The following is a 17,896-nucleotide window of genomic DNA, read 5'->3' as shown; positions in this document are numbered from 1 at the left end:
GCAGCGTTCTCCACCGCACGGTCACGACCGGACATCCTGTCCCGCAAGACTGCCGACATGCGGCTACGCGCGTTGCTGCAATTGCGCCGCGGCCAGACGAGCAAAGCGTTGTGCGCTCAGCGCCCACGTGTCGAAAGTGAGACGACGCGGGTCCGGCACCTTGCCTTGCGAGTGCAATTCGAGCCAGCGGTGAATGGCCTGCTCGAGATCCGCCGCCTGCGTGCCGGTGAAATAGAACGCCGCGTCGCCCGCGACTTCGCGAAAAACCTCGATGTCACGCGCGATCATGGGAAGACCGTGCTTGGCAGCTTCGATCAGCGGCAAACCGTACCCCTCACCTTCCGACGGCGATAGCAGGCAGGATGAAACGGCATAGACCCGTTCGAGATATTCGTCGCTGATGCCTTCCAGCCAGAAAAGGCGCTTGCCGAGTTCCGGCGCGTTGCGGATCGCCTCGACCGTCGCGGGAATGGTGCGCCGGTCGCTGGCAGGCAACGACTTCCACCCCTCGTAACCGACGATCACGAGATTGACGTCCACCCCCGCCTTCCATAGCTGCTCGAAAGCCTGAACCGCCTGCAAATGCCCTTTGCGCGGTTCGATCGTGCCGACCATCAGAAACGTTGGACGCAGCTTCATCTGCTCCAAGGTCGCCTCCGCGTCGTCGGGCAGACCCGAGCTCGGGAACGATGCGTTGACATCAGCACCGTGATGCGACACCAGCAGGACCGGCTTGCGCGCCTGCGACGCATGGTGATCGGCCAGCCATTGAGCGACGTCTTTGCGCACATGTTCGGAGATGCAGAAAAGCATGTCGGAGTTAGCGCAGATCGTCGCCGCCCACGTCTTATGCGTGTCATGCGCCCACGGCGGGAAAAACTCGGGACGGGTAACTGGCAACAGGTCGTGTACAACGAACCCGATCTGGGCTCCCGCTGAGCGCCAATAGTTATACAGACCGTTCCCAGCCGCGGCAGCGACACCGTCCGAGTACAGGTCGAGCGCGATCAACGCATCGCCTCGTGCGGGGATGACGAGCTCGTCGATCGGATCGACAAGCTCGTAACCGGGCTGCTTCGACAGGTACGTCTGCGCCTTACGCACGCGCCAGCGGCCGTTTTCCTGATTCAGATACACCGGAACGATGTTGTAGCCGTTCGGCGGGGTGACGAGCAACTCGCGCAGCAGCGAGCGGGCCACGCGCTCGATGCCGGTCTTCAGATCGTTGCGGGCGGTCGCCGAAATATCCAGGTAGATGGTCGGCTTGACGGGCGACGCAAGCAGATTGGTGGCGACCAGCACGCTGTGGCGGTCCAGCGCCGCGGAAGGGGGGAACTGACGCCAGAACCGGGTCGCGGTCTGCTTCATCTGCTGAAGCGCCCGCGTCTCGTACACATGCTCGATCACCGACGCATAGCCAGCAGTGGTCTTGTGCGGCTCATGATTGTCGTAGATGTACTCTTTCGCTCGTGCGCCGAGCCGCTCGCGCAGCGACGCGTCGCGCCACAGGCGTTCTAGCGCGGCGACGAGATCGCCGGTCTTGAACTCGTCGTCGAGCTTGATCAGCGTGTCATCGGGATACTCCGCCATTGGACCGTTCGCGTTCACGATCAGCGAAACGCCATGCACGAGACAGTCGAGCACGGTGCGGGACGTTTCTCCACGCGAACACGTGCGCAGCTGTACCGCCACGTCGACGACGGACAGATAGTCGACGAACGACTCGTGGTCGACGAACCCCGTGATGCTGATGCGCGATGCACCTTCACTGCGGCTGATCGTCTCGTCGATGCTGAGGCCGTAGTCCGACTCTTCGCGGCCACCGACGAAAATCAGTTTGCAATGCTTGTCCTTGACGAGCGCCGAACGATCCCACGCTTCGAGCAACGTGTGATTGAGCTTCGTGAAGTCCATGAAGCCGAACGCGCAGACGATGAAATCGTCGCTGGCAAGGCCGAGCTTGCGTCGTGCCTCGACTCGCCGCGTGGTGTCGACAGCCGCTCGATGCTGACGGACGACGCGCATCTTGTCCATGAACGCTTTGCCATAGAAACTGCCGGCGAGTTCACGACTATAGTTCGAGTGAACGATCACCCCGAGCGCGTTCGACATCACATCCACGCTGCAGGGCCACTGACGCTTCGCGGCCTGGCCGCCTTCGCGCGCATGCTGCTCGAGCGCGCCGTAGCCATGCGAACGAACCAGCGCGTGCTTCATCGCGTCCGGCTCGCGACCGGTCATATCCATCCATAGCACCAGCGAACTCAGATAGAAGTCGTGCGCCACGACAACGCCAGGATAGCGACGCATCAGATCGAACATGTGTTCGTGGAATGGCGAATTGCCCATCTGATACACGACACGATCGAACAGGTCCGCGTTCTGCTCGAACCACGCGATAGGCTTGACGTCGAAGATCTCGCCCGCTGGGCCGGGCAAAACTTCATCTCCCTGCTGATCCGAAATCACCGTGATTTCATACGTCTCGCCGAGCGTCGGCAATAACTCCGACACGTAATCGGCAATGCCCGTGCGTTCCGGCGGCAGCGGCGACACCATCGCAAGGCGCGGCCGCCCCACCGGCGCCGCGGCACCGGGCTGCCCGGCGTCGCGCCGCGCATCATGTGCACGACGTTCGAGGTGCGCGGCCACGCCCGACTCGATCGCGCGCAAGGCCCGCTGCGCCGTCTTGTCCCACGAAAATTCCTGGGCCTGCTGAAGCGCGCTTGCGCGCAGAGACTGGCGGAACGAGTCGTCGGTGAGCGCTTTGGTCATTAACTCGCGAAGCTGCGAAAGCGACGCCGGATCGAACATCGCGTCTTCGCGCCCGATGACCTCGGGTACGCTCGTCGCATTCGAGCCGAGTACCACCGCACCGCACGCCATCGCCTCGAGCGGCGGCAGCCCGAAGCCTTCATGAAACGACGGAAAGACGAACAGTTCGCATGCCCGATACAGCGAAAGCAGGTCCTGGTCCGTTACATGCCCCAGTACGCGCAGCTGATCCGGTTCGAGCCCGACTTCCGCGGCGAGAGTCTCGATCTGTCTGATCCGCTCTTCGTCGGCGCCCCCGACGAGGACGACCTGACGCCCGTTGCGCAGCTCGGCCGGCATCGATGCGAAGGCCCGGACGAGTTGCGCAAAATTCTTGCGCGGTTCGAGATTACCGGCGCTCATGACGAACCGTTCGGCAAGGCCGAACTTGTCGCGTAGCGCAGCAAGTTCGCCTGGCGCAAACCCTCCCGGTGTGAACATACTGTCGCAAGCTGTCGACATGTTCACAATCCGGCCTTCCATCTCCGGCAGTGCGCCAAGGCACTCCAACCGAGCGTAATCCGAGATCGACAGAAGTAGATCTGCGTGTTTCAGCGATTCGATCTTGAGGTCGTAGTAATTCTTGTAGTGAGCGGGCCAGTGCGGATCCGGATTCAGATAGGGAATCAGATCGTACAAGGTCACGGCCGTGAATGGACCATCCCCGAGCAAGCCCACGGAAGTTACCGCGTCGTCGACGAAACCTTCGAACAGACTGGTGAGGAACACCGCGTCCGGATTGATCGACTGGATCAGACGCTCGCGGGCCAACTCCGCCAGACGCGCTCGGGCCTCGTTAGCCGTATCGAATGCGGCAACAGGACCTTCAGCATCGAAAACGATGATGTCTTCGGCACGCACATCGGCCTGCAGCTGCTGGCGCAGCTCGTCGAGTCCTTCGGTGTATAGACCACCATTGAGCAGCAACTTGATCGAATGGTCTCCGCGGTTGCGTAGCACACCCTTCACGAGCGCGAGCGAATAGCGACCGATACCACGAAAACGGCTGGCCGATTGACAACCTTGAAGGTCTAGTACGATTTTCACAGTTATTTCTTCGCGAGCAGGATGGATTATCCGAGCAGTGACCGGTAGCAACGCACGATTTCAGGCATGACGAGCGGCCAAAGCAAACGATGGCGCGCAGCCCATATCGAGCGATCCGGCGACGATGCGATGGCCGCAGCAATCCCCGCACGCAACGAGTCTCTTGACTTCGGATCGACCCAGGTGACGGAGTCACCGAAATATTCTGTCGTGGAGCCGACTTGCGTCAGCAGCACTTTGGCGCCCAGTGCAGCGGCCTCAATCGCAGCGATGCTCGGCGTCTCGAGCAGGCTCGGCATGGCGAAGAACTCGCAACCGGCCATCGCCGAGCGCAACATCTCCGACGCGTACGGAAGCGTTCCAACGATTTTCAACTGATCGCCACCCGCCTCGATACAGGCACGTGCGTATTGCTTGTCGCGCGCGGCCCCGGCGATGACGAACTGCAGGTCAGGCCGCTCTTCGCGCAACACCCGAACGAACTCGAGCTGGTTTTTGCGCGGCTCGAGATTCGCAACATTCAGTACAAACGGGCCATCGATATCGTGAGCTTCGCGAAACACGTTGGTGTCGGCGGGCACGAGAAAATCCGCCTCGGCGGCGTTGTACACGCAATGAAATTTTTCGCGCGCGATGCCGAAAACATCGCTCAACGCGTCGCCTTCCATGTGCGAATTGACGATCACCCGATCAGCCAATTCCAGGATATTCCATATCGCCGCATAGGGATAGTCGTCTTTCGTCTCGCGCGTGATCCACAGGTTCGGATTCACGACGAGCTTGAGCCCGCGCTTTTTCGCGAAATCGCACATTTCGACAACGCCGGGCATGACCGAGAACGCGTGGAAGATCTGATAGTCATCCAACGAGGGGTTCCACATGTCGTACAGATCGGCCTGCACGCCGAACCGCGGCAGGTGATGCGCATACGCCGCCATCTGCCGCTCACCGCCGCCGGGGACGTCCATCGCCCAAGGGTAGTTGTAGAAAAGCGCTTTCATTCATTGTCCCGAGTCAACGCGTCACGAGACGCAACAATTGTTATTTGCAGAATCACGACTGGTTCCACATCGTATGCATCAACCAGTCACGCCCGGTCACACCCGATGCCTCATCCGAAACAAGAAACGCCACCAGGTTGGCCACTTCGGCTGGCGTATTGAACCGCTTCAACTCGAGCGGCGCGCAGGTTTCTTCATAAAACTGCTGCGCGCTGATACCTCGTTCGGAAGCCATCCGTTCGATATCCTTGAATGACATCTCCGTGCCCACCCACCCCGGACACACAGCATTCACGGTAATGCCTTCGGCGCCCAGCTCTTTCGCCCAGCATTTCGTCATGCCGATCAGGCCGAACTTCGACGCGCAATAGGCCGAATAGCCGGCCCGGCCTTCCTGCCCCAGTTGCGATGCAATGTTGACGATACGTCCCGGACGCGCCAGCCGAGCGATCAGGCCCTTCGTCAGCAGATATGGGCCGATGAGGTTAGTGCCCAATACTTCGTCCAACGGATCGTCGCCACTGTCCAGCAGGCCGAAGGTCTTGCAAATCCCGGCGTTATTGACAATCGCCCACAGTTCATCCCGCCAGCTGCTTGCGAATCGACTGACCGCCTGGGCGTCGGCAAGATCCAGCGCATGAACGCGCGCCTGCATATCGGTCACGAACGGCTCGCCGCGAAGTGCGTCTGCCGATGCTTCGCTGCTCGTCAACAGGTCCAGAGCATACCCCTTGCCTGCCAGCGTTTGCGCGATCGACAGCCCGATGCCGCGACTCGCACCTGTCACGAGAATGCGTTTCGTCATGTTCCGATACTCCAGAAAAATTCGTCGCCACGCATCTTTCCGACTGCGCGCATCAACTGCATCGCCGACTCGGACCACGACAGCACTTCCATGTTGTCCGGAAAGAGTATCTCGCCGTTCGCGCGCTGGCTGATCCACTGCTGAAGCAGCGCGTGCAACTCAGTGTGCGACGAACCGGTGAAATAGGTCGCCGCATCTGCGCAAATTTCGCGGAACACCGGAATGCTGCGGGCGATCAACGGAAGCCGGTAGTGCGCGGCCTCGACGAGCGGCAAGCCGAAGCCTTCGGCGCACGACAGCGCAAGCAGCGCCGACGACGCCATGTACACTTCTCTCAGATACTCGTCGCTAATGCCGTCGAGCCAGAACAACTGCCTGCCCAGGCGCGGATGGGTCTTGAGCCGCTCGATCAGCCGCTCGATCTTCCAGCCCGCCCGCCCGACGAAGACCAGATTGACGTCTTTGCCTTCGGCCCACAGTGCCTCGATCACATCGAGCGCCAGTTCATGCCCTTTGCGCGGTTCGAGCGTGCCCACCATCAGGAAAGTCGTAGCGGACTTGAGGCGCGCCAGTACTTCGCCAGCTTCTGCTGGCAATCCAGTCGAGGGAATGCTTTCCGCGATGTCTGAACCGAGATGGAAATAACCTAGCTGAGGCGGCTCGCGGCGCCTCAACGGATGTTGCCTGATCCATGCCTGCACGTCGGTTTGCACCGACTCCGAGATACAGATCAGTCCATCGCCTTCCTCGCTGACGCAATCGAACCAGTAGTTGAAAAGCTGCAGGTAGTCATTGCCTTCGAACCAGGCATTCGTCCCTTCGAACCATTCTGGGTACATCAGAGGTATCAGGTCGTAGACGACGAAGTAAATGCCGACTCCGTGCGAGCGAAAACGAACCAGTTCCTCGCGCAACGACGGCGTGATGTTGTACGCGAGGTCGACGCTCAGAAAGATGTCGCCCGCAGCGGGCTCGATCGCAATTTCGTCGGGCGATTCCGGTTGCCCTGTCAATTGGTGCTCAGCCAGAGAAGTCGCCGTCACAAACCGCCCGCTCGAGCCGTCGCCACGTACGGCCACTACTTTCCAGTCTTTCGGAGGTCGCTGCCTCAACGCTTGAAGCAATGCCCGCGTGACCCGCTGGATGCCCGTGCCCTTGTCGAAGCCGGCAAGTTCGGTCACGTCAAAATATAGTCGATGGCGCATGAACCGTTCGTATCAATAGTGTGCTTGACGTTGTCCCCAAAGGAATCCATCGTCTATCTGGGTTGTCGCCCCCATCTACGCAAAGTCCGGCATCGCGTGTGACTCGATGCCGGACTCGCGCACAACCCGTCGACCGCAGTTAGCTGACGCGCCGTGCGTCGCGCTGGCCCTGCTGGCGATTCTTTTCGATGGCTTCGAAGATCACGGATTGTTCAATGTAGTGACCGAAGTTGCCATTGTTGGTCGGCGCCATGACGCCGGCTGTCCGGACGAGACCCATATAAGCCTTGCCGCTCAAAAAGTGCTTGTCATAGCGGATTTTTTCCCACAGATCCGACAGCGAGAAAGCTTCCGGTACCGTGGTGGGCAAGCCTATACGGCGGAACACGTCGTAATGGAGCTCCACCGTTTCCTCGTCGGACAAGCCGAGCAGTAACGCCACTTCCGCCGACACGCACATGCCGATCGATATCGCCTCTCCGTGGTACACGTCGCCCTCGGACAGGTGTTCGACGGCATGGCCGATCGCGTGCCCGTATTGCTTCAGCGTTTCATCGTAATCCGAATCGAGATCGCCGCTCATCACCTCGAGCTTCAGTTCAATCGACTTCTTTACAACTTCGGTCAGGAAGTCCGGATCCACCAGATGCTCGCTGTTGGACATCAGGTACGACAGGAATTTGGTGTCCTGACAGATCGCATGCTTGATCGTTTCGGCAAGGCCGTCGCGAATCAGACGAACGTCGAGTGTTCGCAGCACGAGCGGATCGACCACGATCTTCGACGCCGGGTAATAACTGCCAATCAGGTTCTTGCCGTGATCGAAGTTGATCGCCTGCTTGAAGTCGATCGCCGCGTCCACCTGCGACAGCAGGCTCGTCGGAAAATGCACGAGGCCGATACCGCGATACAGCGTCGAGGCGAGAAAGCCCGCGAGATTGTTCACCACGCCGCCGCCCAGACTGAAGATCACGGAATGCTTGTCGAATCCGTAGTCGAGCGCCTTCTCGACCAGTTGCGAGTAGATCTTGAAGCTCTTTGAGGCTTCGCTTGCCGGCACGACCAACGTACGCACCGACCGACCAGAGCGCTCGATTCCTTCGAGCACGCGGCGCAGGTACAGCTTTTCCACATTCTTGTCCGTCACCAGCAGGTGCTTGGACTCTTTCCGGATGTGGTTGAACACGCCCATTTCGTCGAGATGACGCAGGGAATCCTTCTGAACAATGACCTCGCTAACCAGTCTCTTGTCAGCGTGGAAATTGAAGTGGCGTACGTCTGTCTGGTCGCTCATATGAATCTGATGCACGGCAGCCCGTGCCGAATGAATTGAAGACGCGGTTAAGACCGCACGCGCAAGACCCGGACCAACGGCTCCAGACATTGCGGCATCAAGTACTGGTTGTGTACATTGCGCTGCAACTGGGGCGACACCGGCGTATTAAGCGCCGCTTCGACGCCCTTCTGGATCGATTCGGTCGACATCGGATCGACCTGATGAACCAGTTCGTTGCCGAAATGCTCTTGCGTCCACGGCCCGCTCGACAGCACCATCGGTACGCGTGCCAGCGCCGCCTCGAACGCGGAGAAGCCGGCCGGCTCGAGCGACACTTCGATGAACGCCTTGCAGCCGCGCACAGCCGAGCGAAGAATTTCTGACTTCGGCGCCAGGTACGGGAGGAACTTGAAGTGCGCCGGCGCGGCTTTCACACAAGCTTCGTAATATTCGCGGTCGCGGTAGTCGCCTACGAATACGAGCGGAATTCTGGAGTCGCGCAGAGCATGGATAGCCGCAAGCTGGTTCTTACGCTCTTCGATGATACCGACCGACAGCAGATAATCGTCGACCTTATAAGCCTGTTTGAAGAGATCGCCGCTGATCAGCTCTTCGAAGCAGGAATCAGCGCCCCAACGACAAAACGCGACTTTCGACTGGTCGACGGGAACGTGCGCGTTGACATTCTCAAACTCGGATTTCGACTTGAAAACGATCACGTCGGCCAGAGCGAAGAACGCCGCGGCGGAATTCTTCTCCCCTTGCGACGGCTCCTTCGACCACCACAGGCTCGGCATCAGCACGAGCTTCTTGCCCTCCGCCTTGACTTCGCGAACGAATTCCATGCCGGTTGGGATAACGGAATAGTGCAGCACGACGTCGTATTTGTTCAGCGGTTGGGCCGTCGGGCCATACAGGTCCGCTCGCACACCAAGCTGCCGCAGGTTCACCATCAGGTCGACGAGTTCGAGCTCACCGCCGCCGCGATGCAAGAACGCAGCCGGATAAGTGGTAATAAGTACACGCGAATCGGTCATTCAACGCTCCATTTAATGTCGCCAGCCAACGGGTCGGTGCTCGACTCGACCGGCTCGGCCCATACCAGATCCAGCATTTTAGCGGTTCGGGCATCCCAGGTATTATCGCCCACGTATTGGCGCGCCTCCACGGGATCGAGCCTGCCGCGTTGCAGCTGCCGCTCGATAGCGGCGATGAACGCTTCGGGCGAGCCGCCCACCTCCAGCCCCGCGAGGCGTTCCTTCGTAAAGTCGAGCGGCGTCGCGACGACCGGCAGCCCGGCCGCGAGGTACTCGAAGAACTTCATCGGAAACATCGACCGGGTGTAATTGTTCAGCAGTGTCGGCAGCAGGCCGACGTTCATGCCTCGCAAATACGAGGGCAGTTGCTGATAGCTCCGGTACCCCAGCAAATGAACGTTCGGCAGCGCCCTGAGCCGCGCAACCATTTCGCTTCGCTGACCTTCCCGCTCTTCACCGATAAAAATCCACTGCCAGTCCGGTCGCCGTTTCGCCGCTTCGTGGATCAGCGGAAAGTCGACCTTAAAGTCCGACAGCACACCGTGATAAATCAGCCGGGGGGCGGGGATCGATGCGACATCGGGCGGCAGTTCGCTTCCTTCGAATGCTCGCCCGAAATGGCGCGCATCCACCACATTCGCGAAGTAATGAGTGTTGGCGTTGTAGCGCAGACAGTGATCGCGAAGCGCGACTGCCGTTGTGAAAACGGCCTTGCTCTGCGCCAACAATTGCTGCTGCGCGACATCGAAAGCCTCGACGTCGACGCCCGGGATGGCCGCCAGATCGTCCACACAGTGATAGACGAAGGCGCCATGCGGCAAGTCTTCGATCGCGCCCAGCATGAAAGGGTGATACGTCCAGACGAGCGGATCGCCAAACCGATGCTTCCGCGTGAACCGGGCAATGCTCCATTTCAGCAAGGCCTGATTGAACATCCGGACCATCGGCATGTGATGCCTGGCCGGAATCATCAGTGGCGATAGGACCCAGACGTTTTTCTCGCGCTGCGGTGGCGCAAGGAAATTCGAACGCAAGCCGCTCCACAGCCGCCGCCAGATTCTTGCCCAATCCTTCCCGCTCGACACCTTCGGCGAGCGCAGCCCCGGACTTTCCACATACAGCACGCGCCAGCCATTCTGCGCGAGGATATGCGCGGTGTGCTGCTTGTTCGTCCAGTACGGTTCGTCCCAATCGGCGGTCGAAAACAGAATGCAATCGGACGTTCGCCGCCTGGCGTGCACGCCCTCACCCATTGAAGGCCTCGACTGCATGATCCAACAGGCTCGCCACCATACGTTCGGAGGCGCGACCATCTCCATACGGATTCGGCCGGTTGCGCAGCGCCCAGCGCCGCTCCGGATCGTCGAGCCAGTCGATCACCGCGGCTTCGATGCTTTCCGGACGCTGACCGGCAAGCGTCGAGAAGCCGGCATCGACGCCTTCCCTTCGCTCGGTATGACTGCGCATCACGACGACGGGTACGCCGAAGGTCGGTGCCTCTTCCTGGATGCCGCCCGAATCGCTGATCACCAGCGCACTGCGGCTGATCAGGTACAAGCTGGACGGGTAATCGACGGGCTCGATCAGTGCGAGATTGCGAATGTTGCCGAGTTCTTGCATGACCGGCTCACGCACGGCGGGATTCAGATGGACGGGGAAAACCCATTGGTATTGCCCGTATCGGCTGCACAACGTGCGTAGCACATGGCAAATCCCCAGCAGCGTGTCGCCGAAATTCTCTCGCCGGTGACACGTCACCAGGATCGTCTCGCGGCCTGCCTCGCCGCCCGCAGGCAGCACCAGACTCTGCGATGCGCGCTGCCACGAATCGCGCGCCATCATGATCGCATCGACGACGGTATTTCCGGTCACCATGACCTTCGAGTCGTCGATGCCTTCGCGCAGCAGATTTTGCCGCGCGAGTTGCGTAGGTGCGAAATGACGGCTGACGATGCGGCCAAGCAGACTCCGATTGGCTTCTTCGGGGAACGGGTTCTGCAGGTCACCGGTACGCAAGCCGGCTTCCACGTGGGCGACCCGAATGCCCCGGTGAAACGCCGCGAGGCCCGCGCAAAACGCCGTGGTCGTATCGCCTTGCACGACGACCCAGTCAGGCCGCACGCGGGAGAATACCTCGTCCATTTCCGTGAGCAGGCGCGCCGAGAGGATGTTCAGCGAATTGCCAGGGCTCATCGTTTCCACACTGACATCGGGCACGATGCCGAAGAAATCCAGTGCCTGCGCGAGCATTTCGCGATGCTGGCCTGTCGCGCACACGATCGTATCGACCTGCTTGCGCAGTGCCGCGACGACGGGCGCCAGCTTGATGACTTCGGGGCGCGTCCCCATGACGACCATGATTTTCATGTCAGGCGTGTCCCGTTCAAGGCTTGCACCGATTGGCCCTGCCATTCGAGCGTCATGCCATACGGCGTCGGCGCCGCCGCCGAAAGCTGCACGCGCCACGCTCCGTCATCGGCAATCACATTGGCCAGCGATTTCGCTCGCAGGAAATCCATTGCGTCGTCTTCGTGCATGAAGAGCGGCTTGTGCGCCCGCGCCTGCATATGAGCGATGAACTGCTGGTGCGCCTCGATTCGCGCATCCTCGTCCGGCCAGCCATATTGATACCGCTCGGAGAATGGATGATCGAGATAGCCGAATAGTGTGCGACTGTCGAAGGCCAGATCGAAAGCCTGTTTGAATACCGCGAGCGGGTCACCCGAAGCCAGCATGCAGTCGCCATGCAGCATCGTTTGCTGGCTATGGCCGATGAACCCCGCGGGAAGGCCGGCAAGGCCACCGCCACGGGCTATCAGGAATTCCGGGTCGTTGCGGATGATGCCGCCGATACAGCCGTCGTAGCCCGCATCCGAGAGGGCCGCGAGCGCATAGGGCGGGCTTTGGTGAAAGGGCGATACGGCATACCGCACCGGCTTGCGAATCACCTCTTCAATGAGCCGCATGGATTCGCTGCCTTCGACCAGGGCGGCCTCGAAAGAGCCGCCCCAGTTCGGCGCGTGCGTCGCTGTATGCGACAGGATTGCGGCGCGCGGATCGGCAGCCAGTTCGCGCAGGATTCTGTGATGAGCCTCGTTGCCGAGATTGCTCGTATGCACGGCCAGCGAGAACGGAACGCCGAGACGGCGGTACGCATTCCACAGCGGCCGTGCCGATTCGACGTCCTCGTCGCAATCGAGTCGTGAAGTGATTGCCGCGTCGTGGCCCCACGGAATCTCTGTGAGCACAGGCTGGCATGCGGTTCGATCGCTCCGATGCGACGACACGAAGTTTTCGACCAGGCGCCATTCGAAAGAATCGATGGGTCCAACTGGCCGGTTGAACCACAACACGCTGCCGGCATCGCGTTCCCACAGCGCGGCATAGGTGAAACCGCGCTCGCCGTCGATATGCACCGAAGCGAGACGGCAATCTTGCGGCGCGTCGATCGGTGCGCTGGTCGCCCATATCGAGCCGTCCGCGCGAATGGCCCCGAAGCCGAGGTTGTTCCACTCGTCGGTAAAGTCGAAGCGCTCGAACGGCCGCAGCCAGGCGCGCCCGCCAAGTCGCGACGCGAGTTCCGTATAACGCACGACGGCGCGGCTTTGCGCGGTCTCGCGATTGGGGGCCGAAGGACTGCGCGCTGCCTGCTCGAAGCCGTCCGGCCAGGGGCGTTCCTGGCAGCCCAGCTCGCTTGCCAGCGAAAGAGGCAGCCGCCCGAATACGATGAGCTTGTTGCGCGGTTTGCCCAACCATTGCACCAGCGCATCGCCCCATGCATCGGGAACATCGACGGCCGTGACGATCGTCGCTTCGAGATCGCGCAACATGCCCGGCGCAATGGCGCGCGCACCGGTCGAGCTGACCGAGCGGCGCAGCGCGGCCAGCACATACTCGCCGGCTTCCTTCGAGGCGCAGGAGTGCAGTATGCCGATCATGCAGTCACCACATGGCGGAATTTGGCCCGGCGTCCGACGCGAAGAAGTTCGCCGTGACCGACATACGAAATCGCGAAGGCGTCCTTCCAGTAGCCCTTCAGCTTGCGGGTCGTGTCCTCCTCGTTCGCCCACGGTTCTAGCACGATACGCAGTGTCGGCGGAGAGGTGCGCAGGTCGATCTGAAACTCCTGAATGCCGCCGACGCGATGGTCGAGCATGTCCTGAATGTGGTGCGTAGGATGTGCGACACCGTTGATCGGCACCACATCGTGAATCCGCCCGACGACATCGGTCAGGAACAGACCGGCGCTGCGTTCTTCGACGGTCGCGAGGTCGCCCGTGGCATAGCGGATCAGCGGCATCAGGCGGTTTCGGAAACCGGTGAAAACGAGTTCATTCCTGCCGTCCGCGCCGTCGCCCGCATCGCTGGGGACCGGACGGTTTTCCGGCCAGCCCTCGGATTCGAGGATCTGGAAACCGTTCTGGTGTCCATCGAGCTCGTAGGCCATCACGCCCAACTCCGCCAGACCGTAGCGATTGATCACGCGGCAGCGCAGCGCTCTTTCGATCACTTCGCGCTGATGCGCCTCGAGCAGCTCCCCACTGGATTCGAATATTTCGAAGGCTTTGCCGGTCTGGTATTTGCGCTCGATATAGCATGCGAGCGCGTAGATCGTCGACGGGTGGCCATGCGCGAGATAAGGCATGCGTCGCTTGAGCGTGCGCCACATCTCCTCGAGTCCTTCGTCATCGATCCGATCGAAGAAGATGTTGCTGCGGTTCATCGCGAAGCATTTGAAATCCTCGCGCGATGGCCATTGCGGCACGACCTCGTCGGGAAACCGGCAGGCGAAATGCAATTCGGACCGGTAACCGCGCTTGCCTGCGCGGCGTCGCGCGTAGAACGTGACGGCCGACGAATAGTCGGCGGCTTCCTGGTCGTAAAAAATTGTGCAGGACAATCCCGTCGAACCGCCGGTCTTGCAGGCGTGATGGCGCGTACCTTCAAGCGGGCGCGAGAACAGGCGTGCGCCCTGCTCGCGAATGACGTCCTTGGTCAGATACGGGAGTTCTTCCAGATAGCCCGGGTCCTTCCCTGCCTTGATGGGATCGAACTGCTTTTCGCGAAACAGATCGCGATAGTAAGGAACGTGCTCGCCAGCGAATTGCAGGATTGATGTGAGGCGCTCAAGCGCGATGCGGCGCCGCGCTTCAAATGGCAGTTGGTAGTGCCGACGGAGTTCGGCGATCTTCGGCCGCACGCTGCGCTTTTCCCGGCTTTCGGCAATCGGATAGGCGACGTATGCGCCTGCAACGCCCTTCAACAGGCGGAACGGTTGATGCAAAAACAACGATTCGCCATAGCGAACCAGAGGGTGATCTGCGCGCATGGATGCATGCCTTAGCTTTGCCCCGGTTTAGCAGGAGCCGAAATAGAATAAGCTTCGAGCCACGCGGCCCGGACGGGCTGCGGCCTTTCGCTTGACACAGGTCAAACGGACGAAGCCGGAAGGCTCAGCGCTTCCGCTTCCACCGGACGAACCACCGGTTCGTCCGCTGTCACTTTCCCATGCTCGAGGCTGATCTTGCGGGTGCAGACCCGCTCGATCAAACCCGGATCGTGCGTTGCGACGACCACGATGGATGCATTACCGACAAGCGTCTCGAGACGTTGGGCAGCCTTGACGCTGAAATCGGCGTCACCGACGCTCAGCCATTCGTCCATGATCAGAATGTCTGCTTCGATGCTGGTCGAAATAGCAAACGCGAGCCGCAGCATCATCCCGCTGGAATACGTTCGAACCGGCAGATTCAGGTATTCGCCGAGATCGCTGAATTCGGCAATTTCATCGATTTTGGCTCGGATCCTGGCCGGCTTCAAACCGTCGATCACGCCTCGCAGATAGATGTTTTCGAAGCCGGTGGCATCTGGATCGAGTCCCATCGACACATCGAGCAGCGAAGCAATCTTGCCACGCACCGTCAGCTTGCCACGCACCGGCTCATAGACGCCGGAGAGCGTTCGCAACAACGTGGTCTTGCCCGAGCCGTTGTGCCCGACGAGTCCGACGCGCTCACCGTCCTGGAAGGTGAAATTGAGGTCGTCGAGAGCCCGTACGATCGCGTGATGGCCGGCATCCTGCCCGATGCGACCGCCCGTCGTCAGATTCAGCACAGCCTTTTTGAGAGAACGATGAGAGTTCTCGTAAATCGGGAACTCGACATAAATTCCCTCGGCAACAATAGATGAACTCACGATATCAAAGCCAATAGGGAACGCGATTGCGAGCGCGACGCATCAGGAACTGCGAAAAAGCAAAGCCGACGATCAGCAAGCCGATCGACCAGACCCACGACTCCCAGTGGATCGGCCGCCCGGTGATCGGCGCACGCACCGTTTCGATCAGGTGATACAGCGGATTGTATTCGGCAACCCACGCACGGTCTTTCAGGATTTCCGGCGACCACATGACAGGGGTAAAAAAGAAAACCACCTGAATGAGATTGGTCACGATCGGCGGAATATCGCGGAAACGCGCACACAGCACACCCAATGTGACACCAACCCAGATGCCATGCAGCAGCAGCATGAACAACCCGATAGGCACCAGCAGGAACTCGAAGGTTGGCCAACGACCGAAGACAATCAGCAGAACCACGACGACGGGCAGGCTGTGCAGCAGAATCACGAAATTGCGCCACACGATTCTGCACACATGAATGGTCAGCGGTATGCGTATCTGCTTGATCAGATAGGATGCGCCAATGAACGCATTGCAGCCCTCGTTCGCGACTGAGGACAGATAGCCCCAGATGACCAGCCCCACGGCCAGATAAGGCAGATAGTCCTCGACGTTCTGGTGCAGCAGCGTCGAGTACAACGCGCCCAACACCAGAACCATGATGGCCGTGCTGAGCGTGAACCAGAACGGGCCGATGACCGAGCGGCGGTAGCGCTGACGAATGTCGTGCCAGCCGAGCGTTCCCCACACGCGCACGGACCTGATACCGACCGCCAGGTCATCGCTTCCGCTATGAGCTGCAAGGTCGGACTTGCCGCGATCGATTGCTGCTATGTCCATCTCAGGCCCTTCCGTACACGTCCTCGAAGCGGACAATGTCGTCCTCGCCGAGGTATTCGCCACTCTGCACCTCGATCATCACGAGACCGATCACGCCAGGGTTCTCGAGCCGATGCTTGTGGCCGGCAGGAATATAGGTCGACTCGTTGGTCGAAACGAATAGCGTGTTGTCGCCGTTGGTCACCTTCGCCATGCCGCTTACGACGATCCAGTGCTCGCTACGATGATGATGCATCTGCAGGCTGAGACTGGCGCCCGGCTTGACCTCGATGCGCTTGATCTTGAACCGCGACGCGTCTTCGAGGATCGTATAAGTGCCCCATGGCCGATGTACCGTGCGATGCAACTTGTGCGCCTCATGGCCGCGGGCCTTGAGTTTCGAATAGATGTGACGAACGTCCTGCGCACGGTCCCGGTCCGCCACGAGTAGCGCATCCGGCGTATCGATCACGATCAGGTTTTGTACACCCACCGCACCGATGACCCTTTCGCGGCTCATCAAATAACAGTTCTCGACGTCGTGCAGCATCGCATCGCCTTCTACCCGATTGCCGTTGCCATCGGGCTTGCACAGATCGCTGAGCGCGGTCCATGAACCGATGTCGCTCCAGCCGATAGTACACGGTACGACCGCCGCCTTGTCGCAACGCTCCATGACTGCGTAATCGATGGAATCATCCGGTACGGCGCTGAAGGTTTTGGGTTCGAGTTGAACCTGCGTCCAGCCATTGCCCTCGGAAAGGCGGGAGACCTTCATGCAAGCCTCAACCGCATCGACGATTTGCGGACAATGTCGGCGCATCTCGCTCAGCATGGCGGCCGCGGTGAAACAGAACATTCCCGAGTTCCACAAGAAACGCTCGCAGGCCACATATTCGCGCGCCGTTTCAAGCGGCGGCTTTTCAATAAAACGCACGACCGCGTTGCCGTCCGCCTCGATGTATCCGTAACCTGTCTCAGGCCGGTCAGGCTGGATACCAAACGTTACAATTTTCCCTTCCTGGGCGAGCGCCGTTGCGCGCTCGACGGCAGCTGCAAAAGCGGCCTGGTCGGAAATCAGGTGGTCGGCGGCCAGTACGAGCATGACCGCGTCCGGGCCTTTCTTCGCGGCGATATGGAGAGCGGCTGCCGCAATCGCAGCGGCGGTGTTGCGGCCGAAAGGCTCGCAGATGAACGACGCGGCCACATTGTCGGCGTTCACCTCGCGGAACTCGTCCTCGGCTTTGAAAAAGAGTTCGCGGTTCGCGACCGTCAGAACCTCATTCACATGCGGCAGAGCGACAGCCCTCAAGAAAGCCTTCTGCAGCAGACTTTGTCCATCCGAAAGACGAATGAAAGGCTTGGGGTGCAGCTCACGGGAGACCGGCCACAGTCGGGATCCCGCACCTCCGCATAGGATGATAGGTGTCAAACTCACAAATTCCTCTCTGTCAACTTTGGAAGCGGCGCTTCGCAGTCTTGATATTGGTGCGGCCAAGGGTTTGACGGGCGCGACTTGCGCAAACCAGGTTCATACATTCGGCCGCTTTAACCCCGAACGAATTGATCATTCTATCGTACGGCGTAGGGTGCTGAACACAGCGAAGGGATTGTAGGGCCGCATTGACACCGGCGGAGTGTGGCAATGCTACAAATTGCAAGCGGCAGAAACCCGAGAAGAGGTAAATAACGGTCCGAGGCGTGCCGCCGC

Annotated in this window: 13 protein-coding genes; all 13 read right to left on the bottom strand. The window is 60.2% G+C overall.

Annotation, left to right across the window (positions count from 1 at the left end; genetic code table 11):
* Positions 1–63: 63 nt before the first annotated feature.
* The 13 genes from AB3X96_RS13765 to AB3X96_RS13705 all read right to left on the bottom strand — a co-directional run bounded on the left by AB3X96_RS13765 (position 64) and on the right by AB3X96_RS13705 (position 17,623).
* Positions 64–3,861: a glycosyltransferase gene (locus AB3X96_RS13765; protein WP_368590186.1), complete on the bottom strand. Its 3,798-nt coding sequence runs from the start codon at positions 3,859–3,861 to the stop codon at positions 64–66.
* A gap of 26 nt (positions 3,862–3,887) precedes the next feature.
* A complete protein-coding gene (locus tag AB3X96_RS13760; RefSeq protein ID WP_368590185.1) occupies positions 3,888–4,862 on the bottom strand; it encodes a glycosyltransferase in 975 nt (324 codons plus the stop codon).
* A 52-nt stretch (positions 4,863–4,914) separates the two neighbouring features.
* Positions 4,915–5,667, bottom strand: a complete 753-nt coding sequence (locus AB3X96_RS13755) for an SDR family NAD(P)-dependent oxidoreductase (protein WP_368590184.1) — start codon at positions 5,665–5,667, stop codon at positions 4,915–4,917.
* The gene (locus tag AB3X96_RS13750; protein ID WP_368590183.1) at positions 5,664–6,872 is read right to left on the bottom strand and encodes a glycosyltransferase family 4 protein; all 1,209 of its coding nucleotides are present in this window, start codon (positions 6,870–6,872) and stop codon (positions 5,664–5,666) included. Before AB3X96_RS13750 ends, AB3X96_RS13755 begins: the two co-directional genes overlap by 4 nt.
* Before the next feature lie 139 nt (positions 6,873–7,011).
* Positions 7,012–8,166 (bottom strand): 2-deoxy-scyllo-inosose synthase, encoded by a 1,155-nt coding sequence (locus AB3X96_RS13745; RefSeq protein ID WP_368590182.1) that lies wholly within the window; start codon positions 8,164–8,166, stop codon positions 7,012–7,014.
* A gap of 47 nt (positions 8,167–8,213) precedes the next feature.
* Complete coding sequence (locus AB3X96_RS13740; RefSeq protein WP_368590181.1) at positions 8,214–9,185, bottom strand: glycosyltransferase; 972 nt, start codon at positions 9,183–9,185, stop codon at positions 8,214–8,216.
* A complete protein-coding gene (locus AB3X96_RS13735; RefSeq protein WP_368590180.1) occupies positions 9,182–10,438 on the bottom strand; it encodes a glycosyltransferase in 1,257 nt (418 codons plus the stop codon). Before AB3X96_RS13735 ends, AB3X96_RS13740 begins: the two co-directional genes overlap by 4 nt.
* Entirely contained in the window at positions 10,431–11,552 is a 1,122-nt protein-coding gene (wecB, locus tag AB3X96_RS13730) for a non-hydrolyzing UDP-N-acetylglucosamine 2-epimerase (protein WP_368590179.1), read from the bottom strand. Before wecB ends, AB3X96_RS13735 begins: the two co-directional genes overlap by 8 nt.
* Positions 11,549–13,123 carry a polysaccharide deacetylase gene (locus AB3X96_RS13725; protein WP_368590178.1) on the bottom strand — a complete coding sequence of 525 codons (1,575 nt, stop codon included), beginning with the start codon at positions 13,121–13,123 and terminating at the stop codon, positions 11,549–11,551. The genes wecB and AB3X96_RS13725 overlap by 4 nt, the downstream gene beginning before the upstream one ends.
* Complete coding sequence (locus AB3X96_RS13720; protein ID WP_368590177.1) at positions 13,120–14,514, bottom strand: phenylacetate--CoA ligase family protein; 1,395 nt, start codon at positions 14,512–14,514, stop codon at positions 13,120–13,122. Before AB3X96_RS13720 ends, AB3X96_RS13725 begins: the two co-directional genes overlap by 4 nt.
* A gap of 101 nt (positions 14,515–14,615) precedes the next feature.
* Positions 14,616–15,383 (bottom strand): ABC transporter ATP-binding protein, encoded by a 768-nt coding sequence (locus AB3X96_RS13715; RefSeq protein ID WP_321576738.1) that lies wholly within the window; start codon positions 15,381–15,383, stop codon positions 14,616–14,618.
* A gap of 1 nt (position 15,384) precedes the next feature.
* The gene (locus tag AB3X96_RS13710; RefSeq protein WP_152850837.1) at positions 15,385–16,206 is read right to left on the bottom strand and encodes an ABC transporter permease; all 822 of its coding nucleotides are present in this window, start codon (positions 16,204–16,206) and stop codon (positions 15,385–15,387) included.
* 1 nt (position 16,207) lies between these two features.
* The gene (locus AB3X96_RS13705; protein WP_368590176.1) at positions 16,208–17,623 is read right to left on the bottom strand and encodes a mannose-1-phosphate guanylyltransferase/mannose-6-phosphate isomerase; all 1,416 of its coding nucleotides are present in this window, start codon (positions 17,621–17,623) and stop codon (positions 16,208–16,210) included.
* Positions 17,624–17,896: the final 273 nt, after the last annotated feature.

It is taken from the genome of Paraburkholderia sp. BR13439 (assembly GCF_040948805.1).
In the GTDB taxonomy this organism is placed as follows: Bacteria; Pseudomonadota; Gammaproteobacteria; order Burkholderiales; family Burkholderiaceae; genus Paraburkholderia; species Paraburkholderia youngii.
Note: the sequence above shows the minus strand (reverse complement) of the source record. Positions and strands in the feature narration are given on the sequence as shown.